Origin of the sequence: Streptomyces sp. NPDC048516 (genome assembly GCF_043199875.1) — a bacterium.
In the GTDB taxonomy this organism is placed as follows: domain Bacteria; phylum Actinomycetota; class Actinomycetes; order Streptomycetales; family Streptomycetaceae; genus Streptomyces.
In genome coordinates this window covers 102,379-122,300 of sequence record NZ_JBICWS010000009.1, presented here as the reverse complement: position 1 = coordinate 122,300, position 19,922 = coordinate 102,379, and the positions used below count along the sequence as shown (strand labels likewise).

Annotated in this window: 14 protein-coding genes; 4 read left to right on the top strand and 10 right to left on the bottom strand. The window is 71.8% G+C overall.

Going from position 1 to position 19,922, the window contains the following annotated elements; genetic code table 11:
- Positions 1-116: 116 nt before the first annotated feature.
- From ACGFR7_RS19620 to ACGFR7_RS19600, 5 genes are all read right to left on the bottom strand, one after another.
- Complete coding sequence (locus tag ACGFR7_RS19620) at positions 117-575, bottom strand: cyclic nucleotide-binding domain-containing protein (protein ID WP_393320493.1); 459 nt, start codon at positions 573-575, stop codon at positions 117-119.
- A gap of 179 nt (positions 576-754) precedes the next feature.
- Entirely contained in the window at positions 755-3,637 is a 2,883-nt protein-coding gene (locus ACGFR7_RS19615; protein WP_393321009.1) for an NHLP bacteriocin export ABC transporter permease/ATPase subunit, read from the bottom strand.
- 10 nt (positions 3,638-3,647) lie between these two features.
- Positions 3,648-5,933 carry an NHLP family bacteriocin export ABC transporter peptidase/permease/ATPase subunit gene (locus ACGFR7_RS19610; protein ID WP_393320491.1) on the bottom strand — a complete coding sequence of 762 codons (2,286 nt, stop codon included), beginning with the start codon at positions 5,931-5,933 and terminating at the stop codon, positions 3,648-3,650.
- Positions 5,930-6,736, bottom strand: coding sequence for an HlyD family efflux transporter periplasmic adaptor subunit (locus ACGFR7_RS19605; protein ID WP_393320489.1), 807 nt, complete (start codon positions 6,734-6,736; stop codon positions 5,930-5,932). Before ACGFR7_RS19605 ends, ACGFR7_RS19610 begins: the two co-directional genes overlap by 4 nt.
- Positions 6,737-6,911: 175 nt before the next feature.
- On the bottom strand, positions 6,912-7,139 hold the full coding sequence (locus tag ACGFR7_RS19600) for a type A2 lantipeptide (RefSeq protein WP_393320487.1): 228 nt from the start codon (positions 7,137-7,139) through the stop codon (positions 6,912-6,914).
- A 757-nt stretch (positions 7,140-7,896) separates the two neighbouring features.
- Here ACGFR7_RS19600 and ACGFR7_RS19595 point away from each other — a divergent pair.
- Positions 7,897-8,928, top strand: coding sequence for a PHP domain-containing protein (locus ACGFR7_RS19595; protein ID WP_393320485.1), 1,032 nt, complete (start codon positions 7,897-7,899; stop codon positions 8,926-8,928).
- A 64-nt stretch (positions 8,929-8,992) separates the two neighbouring features.
- Here ACGFR7_RS19595 and ACGFR7_RS19590 read toward each other — a convergent pair whose 3' ends face one another.
- Positions 8,993-10,354 carry a chloride channel protein gene (locus tag ACGFR7_RS19590; protein ID WP_393320483.1) on the bottom strand — a complete coding sequence of 454 codons (1,362 nt, stop codon included), beginning with the start codon at positions 10,352-10,354 and terminating at the stop codon, positions 8,993-8,995.
- Positions 10,355-10,523: 169 nt separating this feature from the next.
- Between ACGFR7_RS19590 and ACGFR7_RS19585 the strand changes: the two genes are divergently transcribed.
- Positions 10,524-10,970 (top strand): PaaI family thioesterase, encoded by a 447-nt coding sequence (locus ACGFR7_RS19585; protein WP_393320481.1) that lies wholly within the window; start codon positions 10,524-10,526, stop codon positions 10,968-10,970.
- 11 nt (positions 10,971-10,981) lie between these two features.
- Here ACGFR7_RS19585 and ACGFR7_RS19580 read toward each other — a convergent pair whose 3' ends face one another.
- The 3 genes from ACGFR7_RS19580 to tdh form a co-directional block, all read right to left on the bottom strand.
- A complete protein-coding gene (locus ACGFR7_RS19580; protein WP_393320479.1) occupies positions 10,982-11,890 on the bottom strand; it encodes a LysR family transcriptional regulator in 909 nt (302 codons plus the stop codon).
- A 35-nt stretch (positions 11,891-11,925) separates the two neighbouring features.
- Positions 11,926-13,119 carry a glycine C-acetyltransferase gene (locus ACGFR7_RS19575; protein WP_393320476.1) on the bottom strand — a complete coding sequence of 398 codons (1,194 nt, stop codon included), beginning with the start codon at positions 13,117-13,119 and terminating at the stop codon, positions 11,926-11,928.
- A 77-nt stretch (positions 13,120-13,196) separates the two neighbouring features.
- Positions 13,197-14,225 (bottom strand): L-threonine 3-dehydrogenase, encoded by a 1,029-nt coding sequence (gene tdh, locus ACGFR7_RS19570; RefSeq protein ID WP_393320473.1) that lies wholly within the window; start codon positions 14,223-14,225, stop codon positions 13,197-13,199.
- Positions 14,226-14,703: 478 nt separating this feature from the next.
- Between tdh and ACGFR7_RS19565 the strand changes: the two genes are divergently transcribed.
- Positions 14,704-16,320, top strand: a complete 1,617-nt coding sequence (locus ACGFR7_RS19565) for a S1 family peptidase (RefSeq protein WP_393320470.1) — start codon at positions 14,704-14,706, stop codon at positions 16,318-16,320.
- 189 nt (positions 16,321-16,509) lie between these two features.
- Here the strand turns inward: ACGFR7_RS19565 and ACGFR7_RS19560 are convergent, their stop codons facing one another.
- Positions 16,510-17,292 (bottom strand): VOC family protein, encoded by a 783-nt coding sequence (locus ACGFR7_RS19560; protein WP_393320467.1) that lies wholly within the window; start codon positions 17,290-17,292, stop codon positions 16,510-16,512.
- 150 nt (positions 17,293-17,442) lie between these two features.
- Here ACGFR7_RS19560 and ACGFR7_RS19555 point away from each other — a divergent pair, with 150 nt between their 5' ends.
- Positions 17,443-19,914 carry a SpoIIE family protein phosphatase gene (locus tag ACGFR7_RS19555; RefSeq protein ID WP_393320464.1) on the top strand — a complete coding sequence of 824 codons (2,472 nt, stop codon included), beginning with the start codon at positions 17,443-17,445 and terminating at the stop codon, positions 19,912-19,914.
- The last annotated feature ends 8 nt before the right edge of the window (positions 19,915-19,922 follow it).

Sequence of the window (19,922 nt, the reverse complement as noted above, 5' to 3'; positions counted from 1 at the left end):
CCGGCCCGGATTCATGGTGCCGCGACACAGAGCGGACTGTCACCGGTCACAACCCGGCGGGGTGGGGGCCTGCGACACCCGCCTGAGGAGGCCGGTGCTCTTGCGGAGACCCGTGCTCACGAGTCGAGGCCACTCCCCTGGGGCCCGTAGAGATCCAGCAGCCGCACGCGGGTGCCGTGGAGCCGGTCGGCCACCGTTTCGGCGACGTAGTGGTACATCGCCCGGCCGAGGACGGGGTCGGATTCGCACAGGGTGCGCACCACCTTGGCGTCGAACTCCACGGCGTCGACCGGGCCCACGGTCTCCGCTCCGAAGTGCCACAGATAGGGCGGGAACATCCAGGACCAGCCGAGCAGTTCGTCCCGGCCGAGCGTTTCGACGACCGCGGCGCGGCGCCCGGGGACCCGCTGGTCGAGCACCACCTGTCCGCTGCGGATGATCCAGAAGTGGTCAGCCCGCCGGCCCTCCTCGAAGAGGCGGGTGGCGCGCGGCAGCGACACCGGGCGGGCGATGTCCCGCAGCCGCCGGCGCCGGTCGGGTGGCATGGCGTCGAACAGGTCTTTCGCCGTGGTCATCTCATTCTCCGTCCGCTGACTGCTTTGCAAGATAAGCGGTGGTCCGCGGGGACAGGGGGAATGGCCCGGCGGGCGGAGCGGCGGCGGGAGCGGCGCCGGGACGGGTCAGCTCAGGCCAGGCCAGGCCCGTCAGGTCAGGCCAGGTCAGGTCAGGTCAGGTCAGGTCAGGTCAGGTCAGGTCAGGTCAGCTGACGCCGTACCAGGTCGTGGAGCGCACCGCCGGTGTCGGCGAGCAGCTCGGACGGGGCGCCCTGCTCGACGATCCGGCCGTCCGCCATGACGATCACGCGGTCGGCGTCCATGACCGTGGACAGCCGGTGGGCGATCACCAGCCGGCTGGCGCTGAGCTTGCGGGTGCTGTCGATGACGATGCGCTGTGTCTCGTTGTCCAGGGCGCTGGTGGCCTCGTCGAAGAACAGGATCCGCGGGCGGCGGACCAGCGCCTGGGCAATCATCAGCCGCTGCCGCTGGCCACCGGAGATGGCACCACCGCCGGAGATCATGGTGTGCAGGCCCATCGGCATCCGTTTGATGTCCTCCGCCAGACCCGCCATCTCGGCGGCCGCCCAGGCCTCTTCCTGGGTGAAGGACTCGGCGCCGCAGATGCAGTCCAGGATCGAGCCGGTGAGGGGCTGGGCGTTCTGCAGGACGACGCCGCACTGGCGGCGCACCGCCGCCTGGTCCAGGGCGGTCAGGTCCTGGCCGTCGTAGAGCACATGGCCCGAGGTCGGCTTGTCGAAGCCGATGAGCAGCCGGAGCAGGGTCGACTTTCCGCAGCCGCTGGGGCCGACGACGGCCACGAACTCGCCGGGCCGGATCCGCAGCGAGACATCGTCGAGGACCAGCGGGCCGTCGTCGCTGTAGCGGAAGGACAGCTTCTTGGCCTCGATGCCGCCGGCGAGGGTGCCGGGCTGGGCGCTGGCGCCGCGTACTTCGGGCTTCTCGTCCAGGACCGGCTTGATCTGCTCGAACATCGGCATCGCGGCGGCGGCCGAGATGAAGGCGCCGGTGATCTGGGTGACCGAGGTCAGCAGCATGGTCACCGAGGTGTTGAAGGTGAGGAACGAGCCGGCCGACATGCTGCCGCGGGCCGGTCCGGCCAGCAGCATGAACATGGTGAGCGAACAGAGCGGCAGGTAGACGGCGTTGAGGACGGTGGTCAAGTTCTTGATCCGGCCGGCCTTCTGCTGGAGTTCGCGGGAGCGGGCGAACTCGCGGGCCCAGGCCGCGTACGCAAAGCTCTCGGCCGCGGCGACCCGCAGCTTGGGCAGGCCGCGCAGGGTCTGGAACGCCTGGTTGTTGAGCTTGTTGCCGAGCGTGACCAGCCGGCGCTGCCAGCGCAGCTCCCACAGGCCCATGGCGAGGAACACGGCACCGATGACCAGCAGCATGGCGATCGCCGCCATCGCCAGCGGCACGCTGTACAGGAGCAGCATCACCAGGTTCATCGCGCCGATCGTCGTGGCCTGCACGGCCACCGGGCCGAGTCCGGACAGCACCCGCCGGATGGCACTGATGCCCATCGCGGCGCTGGCCAGCTCGCCGGTGGAGCGTTCGGTGAAGAACTTCGTCGGCAGCCGCAGCAGCCGGTCCCACACGGCCGGCTGCAGCGCGCTCTCGATCCGGCCCTCCATCCGCAGCACGGTGAGGTTCTGCAGCAGCATGAAGGCGGCGGAGACGACGCTGGTGATGATGACGGCCAGCGAGACCTGGACGATCAGGCTCTTGTCGGCGCTCGGGACGTACTCCCCGAGCACCTTGCCGGTCGCGAGGGGGACGAGGGCGCCGAGCCCCACCGTCACCAGCCCGGCCAGGGCCAGATTCCGCAGGTCGGTCCGGGAGCCGCGCAGGCTGAAGAGCATCAGCCGCCACAGGCTCATGGGCCGTTCCGGCAGCGGGCGGTAGAACATCACGGCGCGCGGCTCGAAGGCGTCGGCGTTGTCCTTGTCGATGCGCATCCGCAGCCCGGAGGCCGGGTTGACCGCCTCGTAGCGGCCCCGCCGCCACAGCAGCGCCACGGGGGCGCCGGACTTGGCGCGGTGGCCCACCAGGGGGCCGGTGTCGGTCCGCCACCAGCGGCCCTGGAGGCGGACCGCGCGGGTGCGGATCCGCGAGCTGACCGCGATGCGTTCGACGGGCGTGATGCGGTCGTTGGCGGCGGCGCCCTTCGGCGGCTCGGTGAGGGTGATCCCGGCCGCCTCGGCGACCGTGCGGCAGACCGCGAAGGTGGCGTCGTCGCCGGCCCGGTCCGTCTCGGCACTGCCCCGTCCGGACCGGTCCTGGCGGCCGATGGACGCGATCAGCGCCTGGTCGGCCCGCTCGCGGACGGCCTCGCCCGCCTTGATGCCGGCTGCCGTGCGGTCCTCGTGGGCGCGCTCCAGCTGCTCGATCCAGCGGTCGACGGCGGACAGCAGCCGGTATTGCTGATTGACCATCTGCTGCCACAGCTCGGGGTCCACCAGCAGATCGCCGGCCGCCTCCGCGCTGTAGGAGGCGCCGTACTGCACGCTGCCGGGCGGGACCGGCATCCACAGGATGTCGTCGTCGGCCACCGCTTCATCGGCGGGCCGGCCGTCGAGCGGTGCCTCGAACAGCACACCCAGACTGCGGGCCGTGCCCAGCGCGAAGGCGTGTTCCAGCGCGGAGAGCGCCTCGCCCTGACCGTGGGTGGTGTCGTAGCCGTAGCCGTCCTGCGTGCCGTACTGCGGGATGGACCCGGTGTCGCCGTACTCCCCGTACTCGTACCGGGGCAGTTCGCGCAGCGGGATCCGGCGCAGCAGGCAGTCCTGGGACGGCCGGCCGAGCAGGGTGTGGTGCGGGCCCGCGACCGGTCCGAGCAGGAGGGTGCCCGCTTCGAGACGGCCGAGGAAGTGCCAGTGCCCTTCCTCGACGGCGTCGACCGCGAAGAGGTCCAGCGATCCGCCGGTGACGAGCCACAGCACATGCGGGCCCTCCAGGGGAACGCTGCGCAGCCCGGTGCAGTCGACGGGCGTGCCGAGGCCGCCCAGCGCCTGGGTCACCGCGTCGGTGTCGCCCGGTCCCACGACCGCGGGCGGGGGCATGGATGACACGTCAGTGCTCCTTGACCAGCTCGGCGTACGGGCCCCCGGCGGCGACCAGGTCCTCGTGCCGGCCGCGTTCGACGACCACGCCGTGGTCGAGGACCACGATCTCGTCGCTGTCGCGGACGGTGCTCAGCCGGTGGGCGATGACGACGCAGGCGCAGCCGCGCCGTCGCAGGTTGTCCATGATGGTCTGCTCGGTCTGCGCGTCCAGGGCGCTGGTGACCTCGTCGAGGACCAGGATGCTGGGACGCCGGACCAGGGCGCGGGCGATCTCCAGGCGCTGGCGCTGGCCGCCGGAGAAGTTGCGCCCGTCCTGTTCGACGCGGCTGTGGATGCCGTCGGGGCGACGGGCGATCACATCGTCGTAGAGCGCGGCGTCCTGGAGGGCGGTGATGACCGCGTCATCCGAGATGGACGGGTCCCACAGCGCCACGTTGTCCCTGACCGTGCCCTCGAAGAGGAAGATGTCCTGGTCGACGAAGGACACGGAGGCGGCCAGCGCGCTGCGCGAAAGGTCCTCCAGGCGCTGTCCGTCGATGCGGATGGTGCCTTCCCAGGGGCTGTAGAGGCCGGAGATCAGCCGGGAGACGGTGGACTTGCCGCTGCCGGAGCCGCCGACGAGGGCGACCTGCCGGCCGGGGCCGACGACCAGGGAGAAGCCGGTGAGCAGCGGTTTGTCCAGCGGGCTGTAGCCGAAGGTGATGTCCTCCAGCGTCACATGGCCCTTGAGCCGGCGGGTGTCGGCGTCCGGCTCGGGGCGCGAGTAGAGGGTGTCGACGGGGAAGCTCTCGACGTCCTTGAGGCGGGCGACATCCGCGGCGAAGTCCTGGATGCGGCCCGCCACTCCGTTGAGCCGGGTGATGGGTGCGGTGAAGCGGGTCACCAGCGCCTGGAAGGCGACCAGCAGACCGATGGAGATATGGCCCTCGACCGCCCGCAGACCGCCGATCCACAGGATCAGTGCGCTGTTGAGCGTGGCCAGGGTGGGGGCGACGACCGCCAGCCCGGCGCTCGGCACCCCGAGGCGCTGCTGCACCTCCAGCGTGGTGGCGTGCTGGCCGGCCCAGCGGCGGAAGTAGCCGTTCTCCCCGCCGGTGGCCTTCATCGTCTCGATGAGCTGCAGGCCGGTGTAGGAGGTGTTGGTCAGCCGGGCGGTGTCGGCGCGCAGCTTCTGGGTGTGGGTGGCCCGCAGGCGGATCACGATCCGCATGGCGACGACGTTGAGCAGCGCGATTCCCACGCCGATGACCGTCAGCTGCGGGTCGTAGGTCCACAGCAGGAAGGCGTAGAGGATGACCACGATTCCGTCCACGCCCGCGGCGGCGAGGTCGCGCGCCAGGGTTTCGGCGACCGCGTCGTTGGACTGCAGCCGCTGGACCAGGTCGGCCGGGCTGCGCTGGGCGAAGAAGGTGACCGGGAGTCTGAGCAGATGGCGCAGGAAGCGGGCGCTGGTCAGGGTGGAGGAGATGATGCGGCCGCGCAGCAGGTTCGCCTGTTGCAGTCCGGTCAGGACGGCGGTCAGCGCGACCATCGCGGCCATCGACGCGAAGAGCGGCCCCAGCAGTGAGGTCTGGTTGCCGATCAGGAACATGTCGATGTACGTACGGCTCAGCGCGGGCACCGCCGCACCGACCGCGACCAGCAGCAGGCTGGCGAGCAGCGCGGCCAGCAGGGTGCCGGTGGTGCCGCGCATCCGGGCGGGCACGGCGCCGAGCACGCCGGGCTTGCGGCCGCCCTTGCGGAAGTCCTCGCCGGGCTCGAAGACCAGGGCGACACCGGTGAAGCTGGTGTCGAAGTCCTCGGTCGGCACGAAGCGGCGGCCCTTGTCGGGGTCGTTGATCCGCACGCCCCGGCGGCCGAAGCGGCGGCTGGTGCCGTCGTAGACGACATAGTGGTTGAACTCCCAGAACAGAATGGCCGGCGCCTGCACCTCGGCGAGTGCGGACGGTTCCATCTGCATGCCTTTGGCCTGCAGGCCGTAGCTGCGGGCGGCCTTGAGCAGGTTGCTGGCGCGCGAGCCGTCGCGGGAGACGCCGCAGGCGATCCGCAGCTCCTCCAGCGGTACGTGCCGCCCGAAGTGGGCAAGCACCATGGCCAGCGAGGCGGCGCCGCACTCCACGGCCTCCATCTGGAGGACGGTGGGAGTGCGTACGGTCTTCGTCTTCCGGGGCTTCGGGGCGGGCGCGGCACGGCGGGTCCGGCGGGCGCCGGGCGCGGGCTCGGGACGGTGCCGGCCGCGGCCGGGAGGCGGCAGCTGCTGCTGCGGGGCCGCGGAGTCGTCGGTGGCGGTCATGGCAGCAGCCAATCGATCGGGTGCTGCGCGGCCAGATGGACGGCGCCGGTGGCCGGCGTCATCGAATCGAGGGCGTACGGCGGGCCGCCGGAGGCCGACCAGGAGTAGCCGGAAGCGCTGTGCGGAGCGGCGTCGAGCTGTACCAGGACCGCGATGGGCTGGCCGTGCTGCGAGAACTGCTCGCCGAGCTGGCTGTTGCCCAGGTAGGCGCCGATCCGCTGGCGGGTCTGGGCGGTCCTGCCGACGGCCTTGACCCGCCCGCGCAGGACGCCGTACTGCTGGCTCGGCACGGACTGGACGGTGAGGTCGACGGAGGCGCCGACGGGGACGGTGGCGCCGCTCTGGGCCGGGACGTACAGCGTGGCCGTCAGGGGATCGCGGGCATGGGCGACGCGCTCCACGGAGGCGACGTCTGCGCCGGTGGTGACGACGGAGCCGATCGTGGCGACCATCGTGGTCAGCCGGCCGGCGGCGAGCGTGCGGACGACGGTGGTGCCCCGGGCGGTGCGGACCTTCAGGACGGGGGTGTCGGCGGCCACCCGCTTGCCTTCTTGGGCGAGCACGGCGGTGACCTGCCCCGCGACGGGGCTCTGCAGGATGTAGCTGCCCTGGCCGTGGGTGAGGATGCCGGGCGCGCTGAGGGTGGACGACACGGTGCCGGTCACCGCCCATACGGACGCGGCGATCACGAAGAGGACCGTGACGGTGAGCACGAGCCAGCCCTGGGGGCGGGCGAAGCGCACCGGAAGATCGATTTCCTCGGGCGACTGCAGCTTGGAAAGGGCCTGTTGGCGGAACTGCACGACACTCTTCCCTCAACTGCAATGGTCTGTCAGACGGGTGGCGGCCGTGCGCCCCGGTCCCGGGCACAGCCAGGGATCCGGGGCACGCGGCCCGGCACGTCGGCAAGGAGGGGGCGCCGACCTGCCGTTGTCACCGTTCAAAGCCGGCTGTACCGCTCAGCGGCACAGAATCGACTCAGAGACCGGAGACCAGGCCCGAGGCGGTGCCGACGACGCCCGAGGTGTTGACGCCGGTGGCGCCGTCGACCAGGCCGGTGGCGGTGCCCACGGCGCCCGAGACCGGGGCGATGGAGTCAACGGTGTTGGTGGCGGTGCCGACCACGCCGTTGAGGAGGCCACCGGACACGTTGTCCAGGTCGGCGTCGGAGATTTCCTGGGTCTGAACCTGGGGGATGGAGTTCATGGTGATTCCCTTCGATGAATATCTCGAAAAAAGCTGCGCCCGAACCGTCCGGTGGGGTGGTCCGGCCGCGGCTGCGGCAGTCGGGTACCCGAAATCGGGAACCGATGGTGTGACTCCCGCGGTGCGAAGGATCAAAGCATGCGGGCGCGTTGCGCTGCTAATCGGAGAACCGCTGATCCAGAGCCCAACGCCCCACTGAATTACCGGAAGTGCACGTGCATCCATGACTTGGTGGCAGCTTCTTCACAGGTTCTCCAGTTTCACTTCCAACTCATCGGTAACCGCTCATTCGGCGAACTGGACATTCCCGCACCAAAGCATTGACGTGCAGGTCAGCGTAGGGATGCACCACGGGAGACGATGTGCCGACTGCGCTTTCGGTGTGCAGATTCCTTGAAGACCGCCAATTTTTACGGCACCTGAGCACAGCACGGTCACGAAACTCCGGAACCCGCCCCGGACAGGCCGCTCCGAATGTTGCAGAGGCATGAAATGTGCCCGATTCGCCCGGAGTTCATGGGCGGCATCGGGCGAGTTGCACGCATGGAACGGAATCATCGGAACTATACGTGCCGCATTCCCTGGAAACGGATCGAGTGGGCCGGAGAACGGACATAACCGCATAACGCCACGCCTTCGGAACCGTCGGTAATGGGCGGTTTCGGAGGGCGCCGCCGACAGCCCGGTGGCAGCCGCCCACCGGGTACGGCACCGTGAAAGGACACCGCGGGGCCGGCGCCCCGGGAAGGAGCCGTTCGTGGACCCCGTCGAGGCGCTGGAGCGGATCGCGTTCCTGCTGGAGCGGCAGGGGGCGGTGAGTTATCGCGTCCAGGCGTTCCGTACCGCCGCGACGGTGGTCGGCGCGCTGTCCCCCGACGAGGTGCGGCGGCGCGCCCTGGACGGTTCGCTGGGGCGGGTCAAGGGGCTGGGCCCGAAGACCACCCGGGTGGTCGAGGAAGCGCTCGCGGGGGTGCGGCCCGCCTATCTGACGCATCTGGAGGAGGAAGCGGGCGGACCGCTGGTCGGGGGAGAGCAGGGTCAGCGGCTCCGGCGGGCGCTGCGCGGTGACTGCCATCTGCACTCGGACTGGTCGGACGGCGGCAGCCCGGTCGGGGCCATGGCCCGCACCGCCCGCGACCTCGGGCACGCCTGGTGTGTGCTGACCGACCACTCCCCCAGGCTCACCGTGGCCCGCGGGCTGACCGCCGAGCGGCTGCGCCGGCAGCTGTCGCTGGTGGCGGAGGTCAACCAGCGGCTGGCACCGTTCCGGCTGCTGACCGGGATCGAGTGCGACATCCTCGACGACGGCACCCTCGACCAGGAACCGGAGCTGCTGGACCGGTTGGACGTGGTGGTCGCCTCGGTGCACTCCAAGCTGCGGATGGACAAGGCACCGATGACCCGGCGGCTGCTGGCCGCGGTCCGCAACCCGCTGGTGGACGTGCTCGGACACTGCACCGGACGGCAGATCACCGGCAAGCTGCGCCCGGAGTCGCAGTTCGACGCCGCCGAGGTGTTCGCGGCCTGCGCCGAGCACCGTACGGCCGTCGAGATCAACTGCCGCCCCGACCGCTTCGATCCGCCGCGCCGGCTGCTCCGCCAGGCCCTCGCGGCGGGGACGCTCTTCGCCATCGACAGCGATGCCCATGCGCCGGGCCAGCTGGACTGGCAGATCTACGGCTGTGCCCGCGCCGAGGAGTGCGGAGTGCCCGCCGAGCGGGTCATCAACACCTGGACGCAGCGCCAGTTGGCCACCTGGACCCGGACCGGCCGGACCCCGCGCCGCTGAACGGGCAGAGGCAGGAGGCAGAGGCAAGGGAGCCATCAAGCGGTGGTCGTCAGGCGGCTGGTCGTCAGGCGGCGCGCGGTGCGGCCGCGGCAGGCGCGTCCGTGGTGGTGACCGGAGTGAGCCGCAGGGCCACGACGTACGCCACGACCACCGCGACGATGACCAGCGGCATCACCGTCAGACCGCTCTTCCCCAGCAGCAGGGTGGCCAGCAGTACCGAGGTCATCGGCAGCCGGAGCATCGCCACGCTCATGGCGCCGACGCCCATCGCAAAGGCCGGGGTGAGCGACAGGCCGGGCAGGTGGGACAGGACGACGCCGCCCGCCGCGCCGAGGAACAGCGCGGGAAAGATCGGCCCGCCCCGGAAAGCGCTCAGCGAGGCGCAGTACGCCAGGCCCTTGCACACGATGAGCAGCAGCAGCGCCGCCACCGAGTAGCCGGCACTGTCCCGGAACAGCGACCCCAGCGCCGACTGGCCCGAATAGAGCATTTCGGTGGCGGGCTTACCGGTGATCCCGGCGAACGCCACCGCCAGCGCGCCCACCACCAGGCCCATCACCACCGTGGCCGGGACCCGGTGGCGGACCACACGCCCCTTGAGGAACAGCGAGAGCCGCCGTACGCCGGACGCGAGGAACGCGGCGGCCACGCCCATGACCAGGGCCCAGCCGAACTCCGGCAGCGTCGGCCCGGCGGCCTTGGGGATGTCGTGCAGCGCGAGGGAGTACGTACCGAGTCCCGTCCAGTCCCCCAGGCCGGTGAAGACCAGCGCACCGATTCCCGCCGCGAGCAGACCGGGCACCAGCATCATCCCGAGCATCGGGCCGCCCAGCCCCGACACCTCCATCAGGAGGAACGCCCCCAGAAGCGGGGAGCCCAGCAGTGCGCTGACCGCCGCGAAACTGCCGGCGGCGCCCACCACGGCCACGCTCCGGGAGCTCACGCCCCGGCCCAGCAGCCGTGCGGCGCCGGCGGCCAGCCCGCCGCCGAGGGCGATGAGCGGCGCCTCGGGGCCGACGACCGCACCGAAGCTGAGGGAAGCCAGCGCCGCGAGCACGATGCCGGGGAGCGCGGAGAGCGGGGGCGCGCCGCTGAGCGCCAGCCCGTCGGCCGGCTCATGGCCGCCGTGTCCCGGCAGACAGCGGACGGCCAGACCGACCAGGAGACCGGCGACCACGAGCAGCGGCACCGGCCACCACAGCGGTGTGCCGGTGAAGCCAAGCGCCCGCGGCAGCTCCCGGTAGAGCAGCGGCTCCAGCTCGTGGACCAGCGCGAGGAAGCCGAACGAGACGGCACAGACCGGGAAGCCGACCACTGCCGCCACCAGGAGGAGCTTGAGGTACCCGCGGGTGCGCACCGGCGCATACGGGTCCTGGGGCGCGGTGGCCGGCGCTTCGCCCACCGGGCCGGCCGGGCCTGCCGACATGCGCATCGCCTCCCTCGCCGCCGTGCCGAGCCTGCCATGACCGACCCCGCCGGGATGCCAGGGCACGTCCTCGGGGGCGTGGTCATTCGGGTGAACCGGGCCGGTACCGGGGCCGTGCGGGGTAGGGAGAACACACACGAACCCGGTGGACGGCCGGCTGAGGAGTCCGATGAGCGAAGGGGCCGGGGCGTTCCGGGAGGCGATGGAGGGGCGTGCGCCGCTGCCTCCCGCGGCGGCCACCCTGGGCATGGAGTTCCTGGACGCGGACGCCGCGAGCGGCACGATCCGGCTGGCGTTCACCGCGACCGAGGCCTTCACCAACCCGGTGGGCAACGTCCTCGGGGCCTTCCTCGCCGCCATGCTCTACGACACGGCAGGCCCCGCCCTCCTCGCCACGCTCCGGCCCGATCAGTTCCAGTCCACCCTGGAGCTGACGGCCTCGTTCCTCCGGCCCGCCCGCCCCGGCCGGCTCATCGGCACCGGACGCGTCGTGCACCGCGTGGGTGATATCGCCTTCCTGGAGGCCGCGCTCACCGACGGCGAGGAGCGGCTCATCGCCACCGCCGCAGCCACGGCCCGGGTCATCGCCATGGACGAGGCGCCGGGGGCGGCATGACGGCCGTGGCCTCACCCCTGCGGCGCCGCGGTCTCCCGGAGGGCGGCCAGCACCGGGCGGAGCAACGGGTGCTCCTCGGCGCCGCGGCGTACGGCGGCGAAGACCCGGCGGGTGGGTGCGACATCGTCGACGGGGCGGACCACCACCCCCGTGAGGTCCATGTCGCGCAGGGCCGAGCGGGGGACGAGGGCCACCCCCGCGGCGGCCGAGGCGAGGGCGACGACGGCCCGGAAGTCGTCGGAGGAGTGCTCCAGCCGGGGCTCGAAACCGGCGTATTCGCAGGCCAGGACGACCACGTCATGGCAGGGGTTGCCGGGGTAGGGGCCGATCCAGGGATCGTCGGCGAGATCGGCCAGGGCCACCTGCGCCACACCGGCCAGGCGGTGGCCGGGCGGCAGTACGGCGTCGAACGGCTCGGCGTAGAGCGGGACCCGGGTCAGCCGCGGGTCGTCGGCGCGGGGCGCGCCCCGGTATTCGACGGCGACCGCCACATCCACCTGCCGGTCCAGGACCATCAGCAGGCTGGCGTCGCCTTCGGCGTCCTGGACGCGGACCCGGATGCCGGGCGCGGTGCGGGTGAGCGCGGTGAGCGCGGGCGCGACGACCAGGCCGATACCGGTGGCGAAGGCCGCGACGGTGACCGTGCCGGCCTCGCCCGAGCCGTAGGCGGCGAGCTCGGACTCGGCGCGCTCCAGCTGGGCGAGGACGGCGTTGGCGTGGGCGAGCAGGATGTCGCCCGCGGCGGTCAGCCGGACGCCGCGGGCGCTGCGTTCCACCAGGCGGTGGCCGGTCTCCTGTTCCAGGGCGGCCAGCTGCTGGGAGACCGCCGAGGGCGTGAGATAGAGCGCGGCGGCCGCGGCGGTGACCGTACGGTGGTCGGCCACCGCGCGGAGGATGTGCAGCCGTCGCGCTTCGATCATGCTCCCAGTTTCGCAGGCCCCGCGGGCGAGGGGCGTCAGGCGCCCAGCGCGGACCGCGCGTCGACGAAGGCGTCGACCGCGCGGTGGACATCCGCGGTGGAGTGGGCGGCGGACAGCTGTACGCGGATCCGCGCCTGGCCCTGCGGGACCACCGGGTAGGAGAAGCCGATGACGTAGACGCCGCGCTCCAGCAGCAGCTCCGCCATCCGGGCCGCCTCGGCCGCGTCGCCGATCATGACGGGGGCGATGGCGTGGTCGCCCGGGAGGACGTCGAAGCCCTCCTCGGTCATCCGCGAGCGGAACAGGGCGGTGTTGGCATGCAGCCGCTCACGCAGGTCACCGGCCGACTCCAGCAGGTCGAGCACCTTCAGCGAGGCGGCGGCGATCACCGGGGCGAGCGAGTTGGAGAAGAGGTACGGGCGCGAGCGCTGGCGCAGCAGCGCGACGATCTCGGCGCGGGCCGCGACATAGCCGCCGGAGGCGCCGCCGAGCGCCTTGCCGAGGGTGCCGGTGATGATGTCGACGCGGTCCATGACGTCGTGGAGCTCGGGGGTACCGCGGCCGCCGGCACCGACGAAGCCGACCGCGTGCGAGTCGTCGACCATCACCATGGCGCCGTAGCGGTCGGCCAGGTCGCAGATCTCGCGCAGCGGCGCCACGTAGCCGTCCATGGAGAACACGCCGTCGGTGACGACGAGCTTGCGGCCGGCGGTGCCGGCCTCCTTCAACTGGCGTTCCAGATCGGCCATGTCGCGGTTGGCATAGCGGAAGCGGCGGGCCTTGCACAGGCGGATGCCGTCGATGATGGAGGCGTGGTTGAGGGCGTCGGAGATGACCGCGTCGTCGGGGCCGAGCAGGGTCTCGAAGACACCGCCGTTGGCGTCGAAGCAGGAGGAGTAGAGGATGGTGTCCTCCTGGCCGAGGAAGCCGGAGATCCGCTGTTCCAGCTCCTTGTGCACCTCCTGGGTGCCGCAGATGAAGCGGACCGAGGCGAGGCCGTAGCCCCAGCGGTCGAGCGCTTCATGGGCGGCCGCGACGACCTCGGGGTGGTCGGCGAGGCCGAGGTAGTTGTTGGCGCAGAAGTTGAGCACTTCACCGGGGTTGCCTCCCGCGGTGACCGCCACGGTGGCGGACTGCGGGGTGCCGATGACGCGCTCGGGCTTGTGCAGGCCGGCGGCGCGGATCTCGTCGAGGGCGCCGCGCAGTTCATCGCGTACGGAGTCGAACATCAGGGATGTCTCCAAGAGTTGGGGGAAGCGGGCGCGTGGGCCGAAGGGGCGCGCCGGAGGGAGGCCGGACCGGGAATTCAGGCGGTCCAGTCGAGGATGATCTTGCCGCTCTGCCCGCTGGCGGCGTCATCGAAGGCGGCGTCGAAGTCCTTGTACGCATAGCGGCCGGTGATCACCGGCGCGAGGTCGAGGCCGCCTTCGAGCAGGACGGACATCGCGTACCAGGTCTCGAACATTTCCCGGCCGTAAATGCCCTTGATCGTGATCATGGAGGTGACGATCCGGGACCAGTCCACGGGGAACTGTTCGGCGGGCAGGCCGAGGACGGCGATCCGGCCGCCGTGCGTCATGTTGGCGATCATGTCCTGCATCGCCTCGGGCCGGCCGGACATCTCCAGTCCGATGTCGAAGCCCTCGCGCAGGCCCAGTTCGCGCTGGCCGTCGGCGATGGTCGCCCCGGCGACGTTGAGGGCGAGGCTGACGCCGACCTTGCGGGCCAGGGCGAGGCGCGCCTCGCTGACGTCCGTGATCATGACATTGCGGGCCCCCGCGTGCCGGGCGACGGCCGCGGCCATGATGCCGATCGGCCCGGCGCCGGTGATCAGTACGTCCTCGCCGACCAGCGGGAACGACAGCGCGGTGTGCACGGCATTGCCGAAGGGGTCGAAGACGGCGGCGATATCGAGGTCGACGGGCACACGGTGCACCCACACATTGGTGGCGGGCAGCGCCACGTACTCGGCGAACGCGCCGTCCCGGCCGACGCCGAGGCCGACGGTGGCGCGGCACAGATGGCGGCGGCCGGCCAGACAGTTGCGGCACTTGCCGCAGACGAGGTGGCCCTCGCCGCTCACCAGATCGCCGGTCTTGACCTCGGCCACATCGCGGCCGGTCGCCACCACCTCACCGACGAATTCATGACCGATCGTCAGCGGGGTGCCGATGGACTGCTGGGCCCAGCCGTCCCATGCGCGGATGTGCAGATCGGTGCCGCAGATGCCGGTGCGCAGCACCTTGATCAGGACATCCCCCGGGCCGACGGCCGGCTCCGGCACGTCCATGAGCCAGAGTCCCGGCTCCGCTTTCTGCTTGACCAGTGCCTTCACCGCAACGGCTCCCGTACGTGAGTGTGACCCTGCCGGGTGCCCGTCCCGGCAACCCGATCTTCGTCAGGAAATCTTCCCTACGAGGGCCGCCCGGTCCATCGAGGATTTCTTAAGCACGGTCACAGTTGCCCTTTACGCCCCATGGGCACCGGGGTGCACGACCCCGGACGTGAGGGCGGTCACGCGCCCGCGCCAGGCCGGCAGCACCGACGAACCCGCAGCTCGGGGCTGGTGCCGGTGGTCCGGGTGAGGTGGCAGGGGAGGGTGCCGGGGGCCGCGCGGCCGGTGCGGGAGTGTAAACGTTCGCCACCGCAAGCGTCGGAATTCATCACAGCTTGAGTGGCCGTGAGACCCGGATGCACGGGGCTACGTAGGACTGAGTGGCAGCAACACACGGGTGCCGGCGCGACGCACCGCGGTCGCCCGTGTGCCCCGTTCCTGTGCGTCCCTGGAGGTCAGTGAATTGAGCCACCGACATGTGAACAAGCGGACCGGCGTCGTCGTCGGCGCCGCGGCGGCCGCCATCGCGGCCGCAGCGATCCTGCTCCCCAACGCCAACGCGAGCACGGACCAGCCGGCGGCCCCGAAGACGCTCAGCGCCCACTCGGCCACGCAGCTGGCGGCGTCCCTGAAGGCGGACCTGGGGGACAAGGGCGCCGGCTGGTACCTGGACAGCGCGAACGGCCACCTGGTCATGAACGTGCTGTCGGAGGACGACGCCAAGAGCGTCACGGCCAAGGGCGCCGTCGCCAAGGTCGTGCACAACAGCATGACCGCGCTGAAGGCCGGTGCGGCGACTCTGCGCAACTCCGCCTCGGTGCCCGGTACGGCGTGGTCGATCGACCCGAAGACCAACAAGATCGTGGTGCTCGCCGACAGAACCGTTACCGGCGCAAAGATGACCACGCTCAACAAGGCCACGAGTGGCATGGGCGCAGGCATGGTCACCGTCAAGCGGTCTCAGGGCGAGTTCAAGCGGTACGACGGCGGGGACGCGGGGAGTGCGGCGGGGGGCGCGGCCGGCGGCGGGCAGGCGGCGGGCGGTGCCGGAGCGGCGGGCGGCGGCGACGCGGGAGCGGCCGGCGGCGGTGCCGGAGCGGCCGGCGGCGGCGACGGAGCGGCCGGCGGCGGCGACGGCGGGCAGGCCGCGGGCGGCGCCGGCGATGACGGTGGAGCCGGTGGAGCCGGTGGCGGGCAGGCCGCGGGGCCGGTCGGTGGCAGCGCGATCTTCGGCGGTAACGCACGCTGCTCGCTCGGTTTCAATGTCACGGTCAAGGGCGCACCGGCGTTCCTGACGGCCGGTCACTGCGGCAACGACTCCAAGACCTGGACGGCCGACCAGGGCGGCAGCCAGCCGCTGGGCACGGTGGCCGACTCCAAGTTCCCCAAGACGGACTTCGCGCTGGTCACCTACGACGACAAGGGCGCCCAGCCGGAGAGCGCGGTCGACAAGGGGGACGGCACCACCCAGAAGATCACCAAGGCCGCGGAGGCCGCCGTCGGGATGAAGGTGCAGCGCTCGGGCAGCACCACCGGCCTGCACGACGGCACGGTCACCGGCCTCGATGCGACGGTGAACTACGGCAACGGCGACATCGTCAACGGCCTCATACAGACGGATGTCTGCGCGGAGCCCGGCGACAGCGGCGGCTCGATGTTCTCCGGCGACTCGGCGGTCGGGCTGACCTCCGGCGGCAGCGGCGACTGCACCGCGGGCGGCGAGACCTTCTTCCAGCCGGTCACCGACGCGCTCAAGGCCACGGGAGCCGAGATCGGCGCCGGGGGCGGCGGCGCGGGCGGCGGTGACGCGGCAGCAGGTGGCGGTGGCGCCGCAGCGGGCGGCGGTGACGCAGCAGGTGGCGGCGGTGACGCAGCAGCAGGTGGCGGCGATGCCGCAGCGGGCGGCGGTGACGCGGCAGCAGGTGGCGGCGACGCGGCAGCGGGTGGCGCCGGAGCCGGCGACGCCGGAGCCGGAAGCGCCGGAGCCGGGGATGCCGGAAGCGCGGGCGCGGGAGACGCCGGTGCCGGTGCCCAGGACCCCGGTACGGGCGCCCAGGACCCGGGAGCCGGCGGCAGCGGTGATGCGCTGAACTGACCTCTGCCCCCTTGATCCCCTGATCCCCGGGATCCCTCTGTGCCCTCGGCCCCGTCCTCTGCAACTGCGCAGGAGGGCGGGGCCGTTGCGTACGGAAGCCTCGGACCGGAACAGGCCGCGGACCGGAACAGACCTCGGACCGGAACAGACCTCAAGCCGGAACAGGCCTCCGTAATACCGGACCAGACCTCAGTAGTAAGAGACGACGGTGAAGAGGCCGCCGTCGGGGTCACGGATGACGGCCTGTTGGCCCTTGCCGTCCTCGGTCGGCGTCACGGGGGTGACGGTTCCGCCTGCGGACACCGCGGCGGCCGTCACCTTCTCGATCTCGCGGACCGGGAAGTGGACGTGCCAGCGGGGCCGCACCCGCGGGTCCGGGGCGGACTCGACGGCACCGCCCCGCAGGGTGGCGACGGTGTGCTGACCGTCCCGGACGAGGACCTGATCGTGTTCGTAGGTCACATCGCAGCCGCCCGGCTCCCCGGAGGCCCAGCCGAAGACCTCCGCATAGAAGATGGCGGCCGCGAACCCGTCCCGGGTGCGCAGTTCGAGCAGGGCGGGTGCGGCGCCCCGTCCGACCGACCACGCCAGGGTCTGGCCCTCCCAGAAGCCGAAGGTGGCGCCGTCGGGGTCGGCGGCGAGGGCGGCGCGTCCGGGGCCGAGCTTGAGCGGGCCGACGGCGACGGTCGCTCCGCGCTCGCGGATCCGGTCCGCGGTGTCGTCGGCGTTCTCCACCGCAAAGTAGGAGGTCCAGGCCACGGCGACCTGAAAGCTCTGGGCGAGGGCACCGATGCCGGCGACCGGCTGCCCGTCGGCCACCGCGACGGAGAACTCCTCACCGAGGCTGGCCGGACGGAACCGCCAGCCCAGGACGGCGGAGTAGAAATCCTGCGCGGATTCCAGATCGCGCGCCATCAGACTGACCCAGCACGGAGCGCCACGTACCGGAGTGGCCGGGCCATGGGCCGACATGACATCTGCCTCCTGTTGCTCTGCGCCCCTTCCCACTCTGCCAGCGACGGGGCAGGGCCGCACCAAGGGCGCGTCCCCCGCGGCAGCGCAGTTGTGCCGCTCTTGATCAGGCTCGATGCTGTAGATACTGAACCGGGCTGGGTTGATGCCATGAACGCATGGAACGCGGCGGAGAGCGCCGATTTCCGTGGTCCCCTCGACGTCGCCAGGGCGGCCACAGCGGTTCTGGACGCCCAGGACCGGATCATCGGGTGGAGCCCGGCGGCCCAGCGGCTCCTCGGGTACACCCCGGAGGAGATCATCGGGCACCCCGTCGCGACACTGCTGCCGGCCGGTCCGGCACCGGCCTCCCCCGCGTCCGAGTCCTCACCGAGCGGCAGCCAGGCGCACACGCTGCGGCACCGTGACGGCCGGATGCTGCGGATGGCCGTCACGAGCTGCCCGCTGGCCGACGTCCGTGAGGTCGCCCAGGTGTCCGAGGTGTCCGAGGCGTCCGAGGCGTCCGAGGCGTCCGAGGCGTCCGAGAACGCCGGTGCCCGGCCGGCCCGTGTCCTGGTGGCCGCCGATCTGGACGAGCACCGGTTGTGGGAGTCCCGCCAGGCGATGTTGCACGGTCTGGCCACCCAGTCTCCGGTGGGCCTGGGGATCTATGACACCGAGCTGCGGCTGGTCTGGGCGAACGGCGCCTACACCCGGGAGATCGGACTGCCGGTGGAGGAGTTCCTCGGTGCGCGGGCCGATGAGCTCTACCCGGACGGCCAGTTTGTGACCGAGGGGTACCCGCGCACCCTCGACGCGGTGATGCGTCAGGTTCTCGCCACCGGCGAACCGGTCCTCGATCTGCACTTCGTCGGCCACAAGCCCTCCGACCCGGGGTCCGATCACGTCTGGTCCTGCTCCTACTACCGGCTGCAGGACGCCCAGGGCCGGGTGCTCGGGGTGTGCGAGGACGCCTTCGACATCAGCGGCCGCTACCAGGCGCAGCGCCGGCTGAACCTGCTGGTGGAGGCCGGCGCCCGGATCGGCACCACGCTCGATATGACCGTCACCGCGCGGGAGATCACCAAGGTGGCGGTGCCCGCCTTCGCCTCCATGGTCATCGTCGACGTGATGCGGTCCGTCCTGAACGGCGGGGAGCCGGAAGCCGTCGACGGCACCCTGCCGGCCCTGGTGCGGGTGGCCACCCGCACCGCCGACCACGCCCCGGACGGTCCGCTGCAGGGCCCGCACCGCGTCGAGTACCCGCCCGGCTCGCTGCAGTACCGCAGCCTGTCCTCCGGCGGCACGGTGCGCGAGGAGGGCACCATGGTCGTGCCCCTGCGGGCCGGCGGCGCCCTGATGGGGCTGGTCACCTTCCTCCGCGCCGCCCCGTCGGTCTTCGACAAGGAGGAGACCGAGCTCGCCGACGAGCTGGTCATCCGGACGGCGGTATGCCTGGACAACGCCCGCCGTTTCACCCGGGAGCACACCGCCGCGCTGACCCTGCAGCGCAATCTGCTGCCGCAGCATCTGCCGGCCCAGTCCGCCGTCGACCTTGCCTACCGCTACCTGCCGAGCGACGAGCGGGCCGGAGTAGGCGGCGACTGGTTCGACGTCATCGGCCTGTCGGGCACCCGGGTCGGCCTGGTCGTCGGGGACGTGGTCGGCCACGGCCTCCAGGCGGCGGCGACCATGGGACGGCTGCGGACGACCGTACGCGCCCTCGCCCGGCTGGACCTCTCCCCCGACGAGCTGCTGAGCCGGCTGGACGACCTGGTGGGACAGACCGCGGAGGAGCAGGCCGCAATGGCCGGCACGGACGCCGGCCCGGACGATGTGGCCACCGGAGTGACCTGCCTGTACGCGGTCTACGACCCGGTGTCACGGCGGTGCACCATGGCGCGGGCCGGGCATCTGCCGCCGGCCGTCGTCGATGCGGAGGGCGGCCTGTACTTCCCGGACCTGCCGGCCGGTCCGCCGCTGGGCCTCGGGGGCCTGCCGTTCGAATCCCTGGACATCGAGCTGCCGGTCGGCAGCCTGCTCGCGCTGTTCACGAACGGGCTGGTCGAGGGACGTGACCGGGACATCGACGAGGGACTGGCAATCCTGGGCCGGGTGCTGAGCGATCACCGCAGGCCGCTGGACGAGCTGTGTATCCACACGCTGGCGGAGCTGCTGCCGGACGGTCCTGCCGTCGATGACTCGGCCCTGCTGTTGGTGCGCACCCGTGAGCTGGACGCCCGGCAGGTGGCGGCCTGGGAACTGCCCGCCGAGCCGGCCGCGGTGGGCAAGGCCCGTGAGCGGGCCACCGGACAGCTGCTGGAGTGGGGCCTGGAGGAACTGTCCTACACAACGGAACTTGTGGTCAGCGAGCTGGTCACGAACGCCGTACGGCATGCGTCGGGGCCACTGCACCTGCGGCTGCTGCGTGACCGGACCCTGCTGACCGAGGTGTCGGACACCGGTCACACCTCGCCCCACCTGCGGCACAGCGCCAGCGACGACGAGGGCGGGCGGGGGCTTTTCATCGTCGCGCAACTGGTGCAGCGCTGGGGCACGCGCTACACGCCGTACGGCAAGACGATCTGGACGGAACAGGCGTTTCCGCCGCACTATCCCGGGGCTCCGCGCCCGGCCGGCTGACCGGCCTG